The sequence below is a fragment of the Paracoccus alkanivorans genome (assembly GCF_003697785.1).
GTDB classification, from domain to species: Bacteria; Pseudomonadota; Alphaproteobacteria; order Rhodobacterales; family Rhodobacteraceae; genus Paracoccus; species Paracoccus alkanivorans.
Map to the genome: position 1 here is coordinate 507,028 of NZ_QOKZ01000001.1, position 16,800 is coordinate 523,827.

Below are 16,800 nucleotides of genomic sequence, written 5' to 3' on the forward strand. Positions count from 1 at the left end.
GCATTGGCAAGCTTCAGTAGGTTCCGGCACCGGCCCGTCCGCGTGTGGAGGAACCGCCGCCTGCACGACCCTCGGCCAGCCATCCCGCAAGGATCAACCCCGAAATCAGTATCAGCCACGCCCAACCCGGAAGCAACGGGGTTCGTTCCAACCCGGTGACCGTCGCCGCTTCGCGTGGGGTGATGGCGATCCAGTCGCGGGCGACGCCCCGGCCATGCGCAGGCCGGCCCGGCGAGACCGTGCGCAGGTCGGGCACGCCATCCGACAGCCGCGACACCGCTCCGCCGGTCGTCTCGGCCAATGGCGCCAGCGCCTCGTCGCTGGCGACCGTCTGCTCGAATTCACGCGGAGCAGCCGGGCCGAGCGCCAGCACACGGCGCAGGTCGCCATCACGCAACCGGTAGAGCCCCGGCTCAGGCGCCGTCCAATCAGCCCTGAAACGGCCCGGCCCGGCCTCTTCCAGCGCGAGTTCCTCGGTTTTGCCATCGGGATGGATGATCTGGACCGGACCGGCGCGGTCCTCCATAGTCCGCCGGGTGAACTGCACATCGAGCCCCGAGACATCGGCCTGCAGGGCCTCTTCTTCCAGCTCGGGCTCCTTCATCGACCAATGCGCGATGCGGCGAAGCATCTCCAGTTGCGGCCCGCCGCCCTCGAAGCCGCGCCCCCAGAGCCAGACCTGATCCGAGGTCAGCATCGCCACCCGCCCCTCTCCGACTCGATCCATGACCAGCAGCGGAAGGTCATCGGCACCGGTCATCACCACCTCGGCCCCGGAATTGGGCTGCACCTCGGCCATGCGCAGCCAGCGCCCCCAGGTTTCGCCGCCGCCTTCCCCCGACGCACCGGGCAGACCGGAAGTCACCGGATGACGCCGCCCGGCTTCGGTGAGCGCGGGAGTAAACGGCTGGCTGACCACCCGGCCTGTCGGGCGCGCCGGCAGAACCGAACCCAGAGGCGACAGGTTCAGGCTTTCGACACTGGCCATTTCCGGCCCCGCCGCCACGAGGATAGCGCCACCGTTTTCCACGTAGCGGACGATATTGCGGAAATAATCCGGTGGCAGAATCCCCCGGACCCGGTAGCGGTCAAAGATAATCAGGTCGAAATCGTCGATCCGTTCCAGGAAGAGTTCGCGGGTGGGAAAGGCGATCAGCGACAGTTCGTTCACCGGCACACCGTCGGACTTGTCGGGTGGGCGCAGGATGGTGAAATGGATCAGGTCTACCGCCGCATCCGATTTCAGCAGATTGCGCCAGGTGCGCTCGCCCGCATGAGGTTCGCCCGAGACCAGCAGGACGCGCAGCCGGTCGCGCACCCCGTTGATGCTGATCGCGGCGGTGTTGTTGCGGTCGGTCAACTCTCCGGCTCCGGGCGCGTCGAAACCGACCTGAACAACGTTCTGCCCGGCATGTGTCAGCGTCACCGGCAGTTCCAGCGAACTGTCCATGGGCACCGCGAAGACCTGCTCTGCCTCGCCATCGATGCTGATGCGCAGATTGACCGAGCCGGTCCGGGCCTCCGGCGGCACCTCGCCCTGGTCCTCGATGCGCAGGCGGATGGTCACCTCCTGGTCTATCAGCCCGAAAGCCGGGGCCTCTTCGATAACCAGACGGCGGTCCCAATCCTGCGGACGTCCGGTCAGCAGCGCGTGGAAGGGTGCAGGCAGTTCGGAGGGCAACATGGCCGGGTCGTGGATACGGCCATCGGTGACGGCGATCACCCCGGCCAGCCGCCCTTCGGGTTCTGCCGCGATGGCGCGTGCAAGGACGGTGGCCAGCAACGTGCCGTCGGGATCGTCGCCCACCGTCACCCGCCGCAATTCGGTATTCGGCAGCGCGGAAATCTGCTGGCCAAGCTGATCCACGGCGGCATCGGTCTGTTCGCCGCGTCCGGGCAGATTCTGGCTGGCACTGCGATCATCCAGCAGGATCACGATATCCGACAGCCCCGCCCGGCTGCCCAGTTCCAGTGCCGGTCCGGCAAGTGCCGCAGCCGCCGCCAGGCCCGCCAGCCCCCGCCAGACCCAGCCACGCAGGCCGCGCCAGAGCGCAAAGCCCGCGACCAGAACCGCGAGCCCGGCCAGCGCGGCGATGGCCCACCAAGGCAATGCCGGATCGAAGCGCAGCGCGGTCATGGGGCAAGCTCCTCCTCGACACGCAGGCGATCAAGCAGCGCCGGCACATGCACCTGATCAGATTTATAATTTCCTGTAAGCACATACATGATCAAGTTAATGCCGAATCTGAAGGATATTTCACGCTGGCGTTCACCCTCCCAACCACCGCCGATGGGAAAGCTGGGATAACCGTTGTCATCGACCGCCCATGCCTCGGCCCAGCTGTTGCCCCCGATCACCACCGGGCTGACGCCATCATTGAGCTGCCGGAACGGCATGCCCTCGCGCGCTTCGGCCCGCATCGTCGGAGCCTCGACCCAGACCGGACGGCCCTGCCAGCGGCCCGGAAAATCCTCGAGCAGGTAAAAGCTGCGCGACAGCACGTGATCCTCGGGAACCGGGGCAAGCGGCGGGATCTCCAGCGGCGCGGCCAATGTCTGCAAGGATGCCGACATGTCCGGCCCTCCTACTCCGGCAACATCCCCGTCCCTTGTGTCGAACAGGATCATGCCTCCCAACCGCAGATAATGGTTCAACCGCAGATAGGCCTGCGGAGACGGCATCGGCTGGTCCGCGGTCACCGGCCAGTAGATGAAAGTCAGCATCGAAAGGTCATCTTCGTTCAGGTCGATGCCGATCGGTTCCCCGGGTTCCACGGATGTCCGTTGCCGCAGGGCAAGGGACAATCCGCGCAGCCCCTCGTAGGAGGTCTGGTCGACCTCCTCGTCGCCCGTTTCCACATAGGCCAGCGCGACCTCGTTCGCCGCGCGGATCAGTTCGGAGTCGAGAACCGGTTCCTGCGCGGTCGCACGCTCACCCGGCAAGCCGAACAGCGCCACCAGAAAAAGCGCGGCGATCCTGCCCCCACGCGCCAACGCGGCCGAGCCCAGCACATCCAACGCGAGGATCAGCGCGGCAGCGGCCAGCAGCAGGCCCTTGAGGTCCCGTCCCGGCACGTCGGAGCGGTCCTCGAACACGGCCCCGGGCCACTCCGCCAAGGTGAAATGCCCGCCCGCATTCAGTGCAAGCCGCCGCTCCCCCGCTGCGTAGATTCCAGCCGGACGGTCCGGCCCCGTCCCCTTTGCCAGATCCTCGGCTGCCACGGGCGCCAGATCCTCGGCGGGATGGGAACGGCCAAAGCCGTCCAGCACCATTTCGGGGGTCCAGAACGGATGTTCGCGATCGTCCGCCTGCTGCTCGGCCGGAGTGGTGCGTGCGGTCGCGACCAGGCGCTCCAGCATCTGCACGAACAGGCCCGAAAGCGGCAGATTAGACCATTCGGCATTGGCGGTGACGTGGAACAGTACCACCTGCCCCTGCCCGAGGCGGTCGCGGGTCACCAGCGGGGTGTTGTCGCTCAGCGAGGCGATCGTGCGCTCGGCAAGCTCGGGCGAGGGTTGCGCCATCAGTTGTGCCCGAACGGTAACGTCACCCGGAGACGTCAGCCCTGCAAAGGGCCCGTCGGTATCGAAAGGCTCCAACCCGCGCGGATCGCCCCAACTCAGCGCGCCGCCGATATCACGCCCGCCCTGCCGCAATGTCACAGGCAATAGCGGCTCGTCCATCAACCCCTCATATCCCGCCATGCGCGGCCCGGCGAAACGGATCAGCAGCCCGCCCGCATCGACCCACTCGGCCAGTTCGCCTATCTCGGCCATCTCGACCTGATCGGCGAGGATGATCACGTCGGGCGCGGCATCCAGCACATCGCCAAGCCCCCCCTCGACCAGATCGCTTGTCGGCGCCAGCGCCCGGCGCAGGTAATAGAGCGGCGACAGAAGCTGCTGCCCCTCGGCATGCGCGTCGGCATCACCGACCAGCCCGACCTTGCGCCGCTTGACCCGATCATCGGCCAGCACCACCGCCCCGGCATGCGCCTCGCCCTCGACCTGGAAACGGGTGACGCGGTTGCGCAGTTCCGGCGGCAGGTCGATGGCCGTGGGACGCGTGGTGATGCCCGCCTCGGTGATCGCTTCGCCGGGGGCAAGGCGCGCCAGCTCCCGCTCGACCCCTTGCGGATCGGGCCCGATGGCAAGGATCTCGGGCGCAGTCTGATCCGTCGAGGTCAGCGTCAGTGACGGGGTATCCTCGTCATGCAGGCTGAGCGCCCGGACGGGCACCGCGGGCGGCACGACCGTAACGCTCCCCCGAGCCAGCAGGGCCGCCAGCCACTCGTCGCGATTAGGGTGATCGAGGCCATCCGCCAGCCACAGCGTCGAAAGGGAACCGTCAGGCAGATCGGCCAGCGCGGCTTCGGGATCGTCAGGCAGAGCCGTCTCCCATGAAACCGGCCGCGCCGCGCGCAGCCGGGCCAGCAGGGTATCGGCAGCCGCAAAGACCAGCGGCTCGGCTCCGCTGCGCCCATCGGCCAGCAACAAGGCAGCGGGGCGGCCATCCGCCGCAGCTTCGGTCAGCGCCCGCTCGGCCCGGGTCTGTCGGCCGGCCCAACCGGGCGCAGCCGCCCAGCCCGCGTCCATGACCACCAGCAACGGCCCATCCGACCCGGTCCGCAGAACAGGTTTCCAGACCGGGCCGGCGAAGGCAAGGATCAGTGCCGCGACCGCCAGCAGCCGCAGCAGCAGCAGCCACCAGGGTGTCCGGCGTGCAACAGGCGTCCGGTCGGTCAGTCCCCGCAGCAGCGCGACACCGGGAAAGGCCACGCGGCGCGGCGTCGGCGGCATGGCGCGCAGGATCAGCCAGAGCACCGGCAGGACGATCAGCGCCGATAGCACCCAGGGGGTCACGAAACCGAGTGGACCGAGAATCAGCATCACCCCTCCAGCATCCGGTAAAGCCAGCTCAGCGCAACAGCGGGGGCGTGGTCGGTCGTGTGATGCCCGAAATGCCAGCCGGCACTCTCGGCCTGTGCCCGCAGCCAGTCGCGGCGCTCGGCCAGCCGGGCCAGGTATGCCTCACGCAGTCCGGCGGCGTCCCGGCTGTCGTGGCGGATCGCGCCGGATAGCGAACGGAACAGGACTGCGCCGGAATAGGGGAAATTTTCCTCGTCCGGATCCAGCACCTGCATGAGCACACCCCGGACACCCAGACCCGCGGCCCGGGCCAGCAGGGCTTCGAGCCAGGCCGGATCGGCCAGAAAATCGGAAAGAATCACCAGACGCTGGTTCGGGCGCAGCGCTTCGGGCGATGGCGAGTCATCATCGCCCTGAGCCGGAACCGCACCGATCAGCCCCTCTGCCAGCCTTTCGGCCTGCATCCGTCCCGACCGGGCAGGCTGGCCAAGTAGGCCGACCCGTTCGCCGCCACGCAGCAATACCATCCCCAGAGCCAGCGCCAGCAATTGCGCGCGTGCGTTCTTGTCAGGGCGGTCCCGCGCACCGGAATAGGTCATCCCCTGCCCACGCGAGACCCACAGCGCGACCGCCTGTGCCGTCTGCACCTCGCGGTCACGGACGAATTGAGAATCCGAACGGGCCGAGCGGCGCCAGTCGATACTGCGCGCGGTATCGCCATGGGTTGCGGGACGGTATTGCCAGAAATCCTCGCCCGGACCGGCGCGCCGCAGCCCATGCGCGCCGGGCGCGACCATCGCCGCCAGGCGTTCCGCCGACAGGATCAGGCCGGGCAGATGAGCGCTGGCCGCCTGCGCCTGCGCGCGAAGTTCCGTGGTGGTCAGTGCCAAAGCCGCCTCATGCCGCCTGGCTGGAATTCAGCCGCTGCCCCAACAGCCGGTCGATGACGCCCTCGACGCTTTCGCCCCGGGCGCGCGCCGCGAAGGACAGCGCCATGCGGTGCCGCAGGACCGGCGGCGCCATCGCCTCGACATCCTCCAGCGTCGGGGCGAAACGGCCGTTCAGCACCGCCCGCGCCCGCGTCACCAGCATCAGCGCTTGCGCGGCACGCGGTCCCGGCCCCCAGACCAGCGTATCGCTGATGAAACCGTCGGCTTCCTCGGCACCGGGGCGGCTGGCACGGACGAGGTCGAGAATCGCCTCGACCACCGCCTCGCCCACCGGCATCCGGCGAATGAGCCGCTGCGCCGCGATCAGCTCCTCGGCATCAAAGGCCGCATGCGCGATGCCCTGCTCTGTTCCCGTCGTCGCCAGCAGGATATCGCGCTCGGTGTCGCGGTCGGGATAATCCACGTCGATCTGCAGCAGGAAGCGGTCGAGCTGTGCTTCGGGCAGCGGGTAGGTGCCCTCCTGCTCGATCGGGTTCTGGGTGGCCAGCACGTGGAACGGCCGCCCGAGCGGGCGATGCTGGCCGCTGACCGTCACCTCGCGCTCCTGCATCGCCTGCAACAGCGCCGATTGCGTGCGGGGCGAGGCGCGGTTGATCTCGTCGGCCATCAGAAGCTGGGTGAAGACCGGCCCCTCGATGAAGCGGAAGGCCCGGCTGCCATCGGCGAGCACGTCCAGCACTTCCGATCCCAGGATATCGGCGGGCATCAGGTCGGGCGTGAACTGCACCCGCTGGCTGTCCAGCCCCAGCACCGTGGCCAGGGTATCGACCAGCATCGTCTTGCCCAGCCCCGGCTGGCCGACCAGAAGCGCGTGGCCGCCCGACAGGATCGCCGCCAGAACCTGCTCGACCACCGCGTGCTGACCGACGAAGCGCCGCTCGATACTGCTGCGTGCCTCGGCAAGGCGCTGCCCGAGCGCCTCGACCTCCTGCACCAGAATTTCATCCGAAGTCATGACAATGCCCTTCTGCTGCTCTAGACCAGAGCATAAGGAAGTCATGAAGGGGCGACCATATCGAATGCCGAATCAGACTGACAATAACGTGAGCGCCGAGGGAATCGCCGCAGCGGCCAGCAAGGCGGCCCAAAAGGGCGGGTTGCCGCCGGTGCATCTGTGGAACCCGCCATTCTGCGGCGATCTGGACATGGAGATTCGGGCGGACGGGACCTGGTTCTACCAGGGCACGCCAATCGGACGGTCCGCGATGGTGCGGCTGTTCTCGACCGTGCTGAAGCGCGAGGATGACAGGTTCTTCCTTGTCACCCCCGTGGAAAAGGTGGGGATTCGCGTCGAGGACGCGCCCTTCATCGCCACCGATGCCGAGATAGCCGCCGACCGTATCACCTTCACCACCAATGTCGGCGATGAAGTCACTGCCGATGCCGATCATCCGATCATCATTCGCGGCGACAAGGCCGAGCCAAGACCCTATGTTCACGTCCGCGCGGGGCTCGAGGCGCTGATCGACCGCAAGACCTTCTACCGGCTGGCTGCCGCCGCCGAGGACGGGCCTGACGGACGGGCGGGAGTCCATTCGGGCGGGCAGTTCTTTGCCCTTGAGGTATAAAGTCCGATGCCGCGCTTTGCCGCCAATCTCACCAAGCTCTTCACCGAAATGCCGATCGAGAACCGGTTTTCCGCGGCCGCCGAGGCGGGGTTCACGGGCGCCGAGATTCTGTTTCCCTACGATATTCCCGCTGCCAAGCTTGCCCGTGCCGCCATCGCGGCGGGCCTGGAGATCGTGCTGATCAACACGCCGCCTCCGAATTGGGCGGGCGGGCCGCGCGGTTTCGCCGCCATACCCGGGCTCGAAGAACGCTTTCGCCATGATTTCGACCGTGCCTTGAGATTCGCGCGCGCACTGCGGGCACGGCACATCCATGTCATGGCGGGCGCGACGCAGGATCCCGCGGCAAGAACCACATTCGTCGAGAATCTGACCTGGGCCACTGAACGGGCTCCGCATGCCAGCCTGACCATCGAGGTCATCAACAGAACCGACATGCCCGGCTATTACCTGTCTGATTTCGAACTTGCCGCGGGGATCATCGCGGAAATCGGGGCTCCGAATCTGGGGCTGCAGTTCGACACGTATCACGCCCAGGCAATCACCGGCGATGCGATGGAATGCTGGCGGAAACACGCCCCGATCATCCGTCATGTCCAGATCGCAGGCTATCCCGGTCGCCACGAACCCGCCGGCGGCGAGATCGACTATCCGGCCTTTTTCGCGGCCCTGGATGCATCGGGTTACCGCGGATGGGTAAGCGCGGAATATGACCCGGAACACCTGACCGAGAACGGGCTGGGCTGGCTGCCGCGCGGCTAGATCATATTGCGCAAGCGGCTATTCTCATATTGCAACAAAAGGAACCGAGCCATGAACACCATCATCTATATCATCGGACTCGTGGTCGTGGTGCTGTTCATCCTGTCCTTCCTCGGGCTGCGCTAGGTCCGAAAGGCAGGGGAAACGGCACCGCATGACTTTCACGGCGTTTCTGGGCGCGCTTGACGCGGAAATTCGTGAACGGGCCGATTGGGGCGACGTCGCCTCTTATATCCCCGAACTGGCCCGGATCGACCCGGCGCAGTTCGGCATTGCGGTGGCCCTCGCGGACGGGACCATGCTGACCGCGGGAGATGCGGAACAGCGTTTCTCGATCCAATCGATCTCGAAGGTCTTTGCACTCGCCTGCGTTCTGGGCCGGATCGGAGAGCAGATCTGGACGCGTGTCGGGCGCGAGCCTTCGGGCGCACGCTTCGATTCCATCCTGCTGCTGGAGCGCGAACATGGCCGTCCGCGCAACCCTTTCATCAATGCGGGCGCCATCGTCACAACCGACGAGATGCTGGCCGGGCGGACACCGAAAGACGCCTTGTCCGAGATCGTCGGTTTCCTGCGCACTGCTGCCGAGGACGACGATATCCATATTGACAAGGCCGTCGCCAAATCCGAGGCCGAGACCGGCTTTCGCAATGTCGCGCTTGCCAATTACCTGATGTCATTCGGCAATCTCCGCAATCCGCCCGAGATGACGCTTGGCACCTATTTCCATCAATGCGCCATCGAGATGACCTGCGTGCAACTCGCCCGTGCGGGTCGGATGATCGCCAGCCTGCCCGATGCTCCCCGCATCCTGTCGGCGCAAAAGATCCGGCGGTTGAATGCGCTCATGATGCTGTGCGGGCATTATGACGGCTCGGGTGATTTCGCCTTCCGCGTCGGATTGCCCGGGAAATCGGGTGTCGGAGGCGGGCTGCTGATGATTGCGCCGGGAGTGGCATCGGTCGCCATCTGGTCGCCAGGGCTTAATGTTTATGGCAACTCGAAAATGGGCACTTATGCCGCCGAGCGACTGGTGCAGGAAATGGGCTGGTCGGTTTTCGGTTGAAGCAATCGCCCTGCCAGCGCAACGAAATGGCCATATGGACTTGAATATCGGATCATACGGACCTATCTTGCAATGCAAAGGAGGAACCGAGATGGAAAATGCCGTCAGAGAGCGTTCCGCAGCCGATATGCAGGCAGTTGCATTGAAAGCGTTCGGCAGGATTGCCGAGACATGGTCACTGACCGGCAAGGAGGCGGCGGCACTTGCCGACATGTCGGAGTCGACCTGGAAACGCGCCAAGAAACCGGGTTTCGCGGGCGAGCTTACGCGCGACCAGATGTTGCGGCTCAGCGCTCTGGTGGGGCTCTACAAATCGCTTGAGCTCTATTTCAATCCACCGATCGCGGGCCAATGGGCAAAGCTGGCCAATCGCGGCCCCGAATTCGACGGCCAGCGCCCGATCGATGCCATGATTCATGGCGGATTGCCGAAAATCCTGCGCGTGCGGAACTATGTCGACGCATTGCGAGGCGGCGTTTGAGGATGACCGTCATAAACGATCGGGGGCTAGTGCGCCTGATCTCGGAAACCCATCACAAGCCGCCGGTATTGCGCGGTCTCGTCGATACCGACGAAGAGGCCGAGATCCTCGCCGAGCTTGAGGGCGAGACCAGCGCACGGCTGATCGCGGAACGTGACGGAAGCCCGGCGCTCGACAGGCGCGAACTGGTATTCGCGCGGCGGGCACATGACCTGAAGCTTTACGGGCAAAGCCACATCAACGCAGCGTTCACATATACACGCCCGACCGGCAACCGTTTCAACAGCGGCGACCGGGGAGCGTGGTATTGCAGCTATCACCTGCTGACTTCGGCCGCCGAGGTCGGGTTCCACAGGACACGCGAGCTTGGCTATATCGGCATTTTCCACGATGAAGCCCGCTATGTCGAAATCCTGGCCGATTTCATCGGCGAATTCCCGGATCTCGACGGCAGGCGTGACCATCCGGCACTGAATGCAGATCCGGATATCGGCTATCCCGAGGGGCAGAAACTCGCGGCGGAACTTCGCCGGGAAGGTCACCGGGGATTGCTCTATCCTTCCGTGCGTCACGAGGGCGGGCGATGCCTTGTCGCCTTCGATCCGGGCATAGTCCAGAATGTCCGCCCCGGCGCCAACTGGAAGCTGACCTGGACCGGCACGCCCGAATATTCCATCGAAGGAATTTGAGGCAGGTCGGGCATGTCCGAATACCGGTCCGCCCTGTCATCCCACTGCCCGGCACATGGTGACCGGAATCACTTTCGGCTGGCATTTCCTCCGCCGCTCGGCTAGGGCAGCGGCGCAAACCGGAAGGCTACCCCATGGATATCCGCAATATCGCCATCATCGCCCATGTCGACCACGGCAAGACCACGCTGGTCGACCAGTTGCTCAGGCAATCGGGGTCCTTCCGAGAGAACCAGGCCGTGGCCGAGCGCGCCATGGACAGCAACGATATCGAACGCGAACGCGGCATCACCATTCTCGCCAAGGCAACCTCGGTGGAATGGAAGGGCACGCGGATCAATATCGTCGATACGCCGGGTCACGCAGATTTCGGCGGCGAGGTGGAGCGCATCCTGTCGATGGTCGATGGCGTCTGTCTGCTGGTCGATGCCGCCGAGGGCCCGATGCCGCAGACGAAATTCGTCACCTCCAAGGCGCTGGCGCTTGGGCTGCGCCCCATCGTCGTTCTGAACAAGGTCGACAAGCCCGCCGCCGAGCCCGACGACGCGCTGAACGATGTTTTCGACCTTTTCGCCAATCTGGGCGCCAGCGACGAGCAACTCGATTTCCCGCATCTCTATGCCTCGGGCATCGGGGGCTGGGCGGACGAGTCGCTGGACGGGCCGCGTCAGGACATGACCGCGCTGTTCGACATGATCCTGCGCCATGTCGAGGCTCCGAAACAGGTCACCCGGGCGGATGAGCCGTTCCAGATGCTGGCGACCACGCTTGGCGCCGACGCCTTCCTCGGCCGCCTGCTGACCGGCCGGGTCGAGGCGGGGCGTGCAAAGGCGGGCGATACGCTGAAGGCACTGAGCCGCGGGGGCCAGCGCATCGAACAGTTCCGGATCTCCAAGGTGCTGGCCTTTCGCGGGCTGACGCAGCAACCCATCGACGAGGCGGTCGCGGGCGATATCGTCACGCTGGCGGGCATGGCCAAGGCAACGGTCGCGGATACGCTCTGCGCCCCCGAGGTCGAGACCGCCCTGCCCTCGCAGCCCATCGATCCGCCCACGATCAGCGTCACCTTCGGTATCAATGACAGCCCGCTGGCCGGGCGCGACGGCAAGAAGGTGCAATCACGAGTGATCCGCGAACGGCTGATGAAAGAGGCCGAGTCCAATGTCGCCATCAAGGTCGAGGACACACCGGGGGGCGAAGCCTTCGTCGTCTCGGGCCGGGGCGAACTGCAGATGGGCGTGCTGATCGAAAACATGCGCCGCGAGGGATTCGAGCTGTCGATCAGCCGCCCACGCGTGATTTTCCGCGAAGAGGACGGCCAGCGGATGGAACCGGTCGAGGAGGTCATCATCGATGTCGATGACGATTATACCGGCGCGGTGATCGAGAAGCTGACCGGCGACCGCAAGGGCGACATGGTCGACATGCGTCCGGCAGGCCATGGCAAGACCCGGATCGTCGCGCATGTGCCCTCGCGCGGGCTGATCGGCTATCATGGCGAATTCATGACCGATACGCGCGGCAACGGCGTGCTGAACCGTATCTTCCACGGATGGGCCCCCTACAAGGGCAATATCCAGGGCCGCCGCCAGGGCGTGCTGATCTCGATGGAGGATGGGGTGTCCGTCGCCTATGCGCTGTGGAATCTCGAAGAGCGCGGCAAGATGTTCATCGGCGCCCAGGAACAGGTCTATCAGGGCATGATCATCGGCGAGCATTCGCGCGACAACGACCTGGAAGTGAACCCGCTCAAGGGCAAGAAGCTGACCAATGTGCGCGCCTCGGGCACCGACGAGGCCGTGCGGCTGACCCCGCCAATCAGGCTGTCGCTGGAAGAGGCCATCGCCTATATCAACGACGACGAGTTGGTCGAGGTCACACCGAAGAATATCCGGCTGCGCAAGCGCTGGCTGGATCCGCATGAGCGCAAGAGGCAGGCGCGCAGCGACGGATGAACCCGGGTAGCTGATTTGGCAGATTGCAGTTTTTCGGGGTGAATGTTTCAACTTGTAGTCAAAGCGGCATTCCGCTTGGGCTCCCGATAGGATATCGAGCCTACGACACATGCATGATGACAAGGCAGGATTCTCGTGACCGATCACATCATCAAGGATATTTCCCTGGCTGATTACGGCCGGAAGGAACTGGACATCGCCGAGACCGAGATGCCGGGGCTGATGGCCCTGCGGGCGGAATACGGCGAGGCAAAGCCGCTGAAGGGCGCACGGATCGCCGGTTCGCTGCATATGACCGTGCAGACCGCCGTGCTGATCGAGACGCTGACGGCGCTTGGCGCCGAGGTAAGGTGGGCGTCCTGCAATATCTACTCGACACAGGACCATGCCGCGGCGGCAATTGCCGCCAGTGGCGTGCCCGTCTTTGCCATCAAGGGCGAAACGCTGGAGGAATACTGGTCCTATACCGACCGAATCTTCCAGTTCCCGGAAGGCACGGCGAACATGATCCTCGACGATGGCGGGGATGCGACGCTTTACGTGCTGATGGGCGCGCGGGTGGAGGCCGGCGAAACCGGCCTGATCGCCACACCGACCAGCGAGGAGGAAGAGGCGCTTTTCGCCCAGATCAGGAAGCGGCTGGCGGAAAGCCCCGGCTGGTTCACCGCTCAGCGCGATGCGATCAAGGGTGTCAGCGAAGAAACCACGACCGGCGTGCATCGTCTTTACGACCTGCACAAGAAGGGCCTGCTGCCCTTCCCGGCGATCAACGTCAATGACAGCGTCACCAAGTCGAAATTCGACAATAAATACGGCTGCAAGGAAAGCCTTGTCGACGGCATCCGCCGCGCCACCGACGTGATGATGGCGGGCAAGGTGGCAGTCGTCTGCGGTTATGGCGACGTCGGCAAGGGCTCGGCGGCCTCGCTGGCCGGGGCCGGCGCGCGGGTGAAGGTGACCGAGGTCGATCCGATCTGCGCATTGCAGGCGGCGATGGACGGGTTCGAGGTGGTGACGCTGGAGGATGTGGCAAACAGCGCCGACATCTTCATCACCACCACCGGCAACCGCGACGTGATCCGCATCGAGCATATGCGCGAGATGAAGGACATGGCCATCGTCGGCAATATCGGCCATTTCGACAACGAGATTCAGGTCGCCAATCTCAAGAACCACAAATGGACCAATATCAAGGACCAGGTGGACATGGTCGAGATGCCCTCGGGCAACCGGATCATCCTGCTGTCGCAGGGACGGCTGCTGAACCTTGGCAATGCGACCGGGCACCCCTCCTTCGTGATGTCTGCCAGCTTCACCAACCAGGTGCTGGCTCAGATCGAGCTGTGGACCAAGGGGGACGATTACCAACCCGGCGTCTATATCCTGCCGAAGCACCTGGATGAAAAGGTCGCAAGGCTGCATCTGGACAAGATCGGGGTCAAGCTGACACAACTGTCTCCAGAGCAGGCCGAATATATCGGCGTCACGCCTGAAGGTCCCTTCAAATCAGATCATTACCGGTATTGAGCCATGACTGAATACTCGCTGTTCACCTCGGAATCTGTATCCGAGGGCCACCCCGACAAGATTGCCGACCAGATCTCGGACGCGATCCTCGACGCCATCATGGCCGAGGACCCTCGCGCCCGCGTCGCCTGCGAGACAATGGTGAAGACCGGTGTCGCGATCATCTCGGGCGAGATTACCACCAGCGCATGGGTCGACCTGGAATCGATCGTGCGCGAGGTCATCAACGATATCGGCTACAGTTCATCCGAAGTGGGCTTCGACGGGGCGACATGTTCGGTCATCAACATCATCGGCAAGCAATCGCCCGAAATCAACCAGGGCGTCGACCGCGAAAAGCTCGAAGAGCAGGGTGCCGGCGATCAGGGGCTGATGTTCGGCTATGCCTCGGACGAGACCGATGTGCTGATGCCCGCCCCGATCACCTATGCGCATAGATTGGTCGAGCGGCAGTCCAAGGTTCGCCGCAACGGCATCCTGCCATGGCTGCGCCCGGATGCGAAATCGCAGGTAACGCTGCGCTACGGTGCCGATGGGCGTCCCGAGGGTATCGACGCGGTCGTGTTGTCGACGCAGCATAACCCCGATATCGGGCTTGCCGATCTGCGCGAGGCAGTGATCGAGGAAATCATCAGGCCGGTCCTGCCCGCCGAATGGCTGTCGAAAGAGACGAAATATTTCATCAATCCTACCGGCAAGTTCGTGATCGGCGGTCCGGTGGGCGATTGCGGTCTGACCGGGCGCAAGATCATCGTCGACAGCTATGGCGGCATGGCCCGTCACGGTGGCGGGGCTTTTTCGGGCAAGGATCCGTCCAAGGTGGACCGCTCGGCGGCCTATGCGGGACGTTGGGTGGCCAAGAATATCGTGGCGGCAGGACTGGCCAGCCGGTGCGAGATCCAGGTCAGTTATGCCATCGGCGAGGCGCAGCCAACCTCGATCTCGCTGAACACCTTCGGCACGGAAACCGTTCCGCATGACAGGATCGTCGCTGCCGTGCGCGACGTGTTCGACCTGCGCCCCTTCGCAATCATCCGTGATCTGGACCTGCTGCATCCGATCTATCGCCCAACCGCGACCTATGGGCATTTCGGACGCGATCCCTACACGTTGAACGGCGCGATCGCCTTCAGTTGGGAAAAGACCGACCGGGCCGAGGCGCTGAAAGCGGCGGCCAGCTGATTCTGCTGCGTGGCGCCGGGCCTTCCGGGGCTCCGTCCCGGCGACTCCCGGGGATACTTGCATGAAGAAGAAGGGCGCGCGTATTCGGCAACGGCCCCAAGGATCAGCCGTAAAGCGCGCGGGCGCGATCTTCGAATGCCTTGACGATCCGGGACATGGCCTCGTGAAAGACGACGCCGATCAACCGTTGCAGGATGGCGTTGCGAAACTCGAAATCGACAAAGAATTCAACCCGGCTGCCGCCACCGGGACGATCAAGGAAAGTCCAGCCGCTGCGCATATGCCTGAAAGGACCGTCCAGGTATTCGGTGTCGATCTTCAGAATCTCCGTCTCGGGATCGGCCGGCCATAGCACGACCCTGCTGCCGAACCTCTCACGGAAAACCTTGAAACTGATAACCAGATCGGCGGCGATTTCCTCCGCCCCGTCAGGGCGGGTCCGGCGCGACCGGATACGGGCCGCACTGTTCCAGGGCAGGAATTGCGGATAACTTTCCACATCAGCGACGAGGTCGTACATCTGGCGGGCGGAATAGGGAAGGTCGCGGCTGTCCTGATGATGCGGCACGGGGAACTCTTGAGTTTCAGCAGGTCGGGTTGTTTGTTATTCCAAGGGCAGTAACAGGATAAACGGGCAATGAACAACCTGATCTGGCTTATTCGTGCGTCGAAATGGGCGCGTCATCCGCCAAGCGCACGGATGGTAAAGCTGGTTCTGTCCATTGTTGCCATTGCCGTCGTCATCATCGCACTGGAAAAGCTGGGCTGGTGGCCCGAATGGGCGACGATGGAACGGAGCCGCAGGCCGCGCCTGCCGCATTGAGACGAGTTTGGCCTATAGCCCTGCCTCGGCGAATGTGTCGCATTGCGCCATCTGGCCCGAGCGGAAACCGCGCATCAGCCATTCCTGTCGCTGCGCAGCACTCCCATGGGTGAAACTGTCAGGCATCGGCGTGTGCCCGGCACTGGCCTGTATCACGTCATCGCCGACGGCTTCGGCAGCCCCCATGGCCTCGGCCAGATCGCCCTCTTCCAGAGTGCCGAAACGCTCATTCGCCTGGCGCGCCCAGATACCGGCATAGCAGTCGGCCTGCAGCTCGGTCAGCACCGACAGCGCGTTGGAGTCCGCTTCGCTGACGCGGCTACGCATGGCGTTCACCTCTCCCAGCACCCCGGTGAGGTTCTGGACATGGTGGCCTACCTCATGCGCGATTACATAGGCGGCGGCGAAATCTCCCCCCGCCCCCATCCTCTGCGCCATCAGGTCGAAGAAATCGGTGTCGAGATATACCTTGCGGTCGCCGGGACAGTAGAACGGTCCCATCGCTGCCGAGGCCCCGCCACATGCGGATTGCACCACGCCGCTGAACAGCACCAGCGTCGGTTCGGCATAGTCGATGCCCGCCTGCTCGGGCAGGGTCGCGCCCCAGACCTCTTCGGTATCGGCCAGCACCACCGAGACGAATTCGCCATATTGCTGATCGGCTTCGCTGAGTGGCGCCCCTTGCTGTGGCTGCCCCTGATCCAGCCCCTGGACAAGCGGCGTAATATCAATACCGAAGAAATAGCCAACGGCCAGAACCGCCAGCACGCCCACTACGCCGACACCCCCGGCGCGTGTGCGGCCCATGCCGCGCCGGTCCTCGATATTGCCGCTGCCCCGCCTGCCCCGCCATCTCATCGCCCGGCTCCCCTCGCAATTCCTGAACACAGATCATCACAGCAGCGCGAAGCCTGCGCAAGTGTCTTGA

General features: G+C 64.5%; 15 protein-coding genes. 9 read left to right on the plus strand and 6 right to left on the minus strand.

The features are described from left to right. Positions 1–13: 13 nt before the first annotated feature. The 4 genes from C9E81_RS02565 to C9E81_RS02580 are packed head-to-tail and all read right to left on the minus strand — an operon-like array spanning position 14 to position 6,774. Positions 14–2,137, minus strand: a complete 2,124-nt coding sequence (locus C9E81_RS02565) for a hypothetical protein (RefSeq protein WP_122110735.1) — start codon at positions 2,135–2,137, stop codon at positions 14–16. After that, entirely contained in the window at positions 2,134–4,890 is a 2,757-nt protein-coding gene (locus C9E81_RS02570) for a DUF4159 domain-containing protein (protein WP_122110736.1), read from the minus strand. The genes C9E81_RS02565 and C9E81_RS02570 overlap by 4 nt, the downstream gene beginning before the upstream one ends. After that, complete coding sequence (locus tag C9E81_RS02575; protein WP_243698465.1) at positions 4,890–5,759, minus strand: DUF58 domain-containing protein; 870 nt, start codon at positions 5,757–5,759, stop codon at positions 4,890–4,892. Before C9E81_RS02575 ends, C9E81_RS02570 begins: the two co-directional genes overlap by 1 nt. A 7-nt stretch (positions 5,760–5,766) precedes the next feature. After that, positions 5,767–6,774 carry an AAA family ATPase gene (locus C9E81_RS02580; RefSeq protein ID WP_122110737.1) on the minus strand — a complete coding sequence of 336 codons (1,008 nt, stop codon included), beginning with the start codon at positions 6,772–6,774 and terminating at the stop codon, positions 5,767–5,769. A 64-nt stretch (positions 6,775–6,838) separates the two neighbouring features. On the opposite strand from C9E81_RS02580, the gene C9E81_RS02585 reads away from it, so the two are divergent. The 8 genes from C9E81_RS02585 (at position 6,839) to metK (ending at position 15,049) form a co-directional block, all read left to right on the plus strand. Continuing rightward, positions 6,839–7,387 (plus strand): DUF1285 domain-containing protein, encoded by a 549-nt coding sequence (locus C9E81_RS02585; RefSeq protein ID WP_122110738.1) that lies wholly within the window; start codon positions 6,839–6,841, stop codon positions 7,385–7,387. Between the two features lie 6 nt (positions 7,388–7,393). After that, positions 7,394–8,149 carry a hydroxypyruvate isomerase family protein gene (locus tag C9E81_RS02590; RefSeq protein WP_122110739.1) on the plus strand — a complete coding sequence of 252 codons (756 nt, stop codon included), beginning with the start codon at positions 7,394–7,396 and terminating at the stop codon, positions 8,147–8,149. Between the two features lie 154 nt (positions 8,150–8,303). Further along, the gene (locus C9E81_RS02595) at positions 8,304–9,215 is read left to right on the plus strand and encodes a glutaminase (protein WP_122110740.1); all 912 of its coding nucleotides are present in this window, start codon (positions 8,304–8,306) and stop codon (positions 9,213–9,215) included. Positions 9,216–9,306: 91 nt separating this feature from the next. Further along, entirely contained in the window at positions 9,307–9,696 is a 390-nt protein-coding gene (locus tag C9E81_RS02600; RefSeq protein WP_122110741.1) for an antitoxin Xre-like helix-turn-helix domain-containing protein, read from the plus strand. 2 nt (positions 9,697–9,698) lie between these two features. Next, positions 9,699–10,385: an RES family NAD+ phosphorylase gene (locus C9E81_RS02605; protein ID WP_425010592.1), complete on the plus strand. Its 687-nt coding sequence runs from the start codon at positions 9,699–9,701 to the stop codon at positions 10,383–10,385. A 134-nt stretch (positions 10,386–10,519) separates the two neighbouring features. Next, on the plus strand, positions 10,520–12,340 hold the full coding sequence (gene typA, locus C9E81_RS02610; RefSeq protein WP_122110743.1) for a translational GTPase TypA: 1,821 nt from the start codon (positions 10,520–10,522) through the stop codon (positions 12,338–12,340). A gap of 135 nt (positions 12,341–12,475) precedes the next feature. Further along, positions 12,476–13,867, plus strand: a complete 1,392-nt coding sequence (gene ahcY, locus C9E81_RS02615) for an adenosylhomocysteinase (RefSeq protein WP_122110744.1) — start codon at positions 12,476–12,478, stop codon at positions 13,865–13,867. A 3-nt stretch (positions 13,868–13,870) separates the two neighbouring features. Then, positions 13,871–15,049, plus strand: a complete 1,179-nt coding sequence (metK, locus tag C9E81_RS02620; RefSeq protein WP_122110745.1) for a methionine adenosyltransferase — start codon at positions 13,871–13,873, stop codon at positions 15,047–15,049. A gap of 103 nt (positions 15,050–15,152) precedes the next feature. On the opposite strand, the gene C9E81_RS02625 is transcribed toward metK, so the two are convergent. After that, positions 15,153–15,617 carry a type II toxin-antitoxin system RatA family toxin gene (locus tag C9E81_RS02625; protein ID WP_122110746.1) on the minus strand — a complete coding sequence of 155 codons (465 nt, stop codon included), beginning with the start codon at positions 15,615–15,617 and terminating at the stop codon, positions 15,153–15,155. A gap of 69 nt (positions 15,618–15,686) precedes the next feature. Here C9E81_RS02625 and C9E81_RS02630 point away from each other — a divergent pair, with 69 nt between their 5' ends. Next, a complete protein-coding gene (locus C9E81_RS02630) occupies positions 15,687–15,872 on the plus strand; it encodes a hypothetical protein (protein WP_122110747.1) in 186 nt (61 codons plus the stop codon). A 12-nt stretch (positions 15,873–15,884) separates the two neighbouring features. On the opposite strand, the gene ypfJ is transcribed toward C9E81_RS02630, so the two are convergent. Then, positions 15,885–16,730: a KPN_02809 family neutral zinc metallopeptidase gene (gene ypfJ / locus C9E81_RS02635; protein ID WP_122110748.1), complete on the minus strand. Its 846-nt coding sequence runs from the start codon at positions 16,728–16,730 to the stop codon at positions 15,885–15,887. Positions 16,731–16,800: the final 70 nt, after the last annotated feature.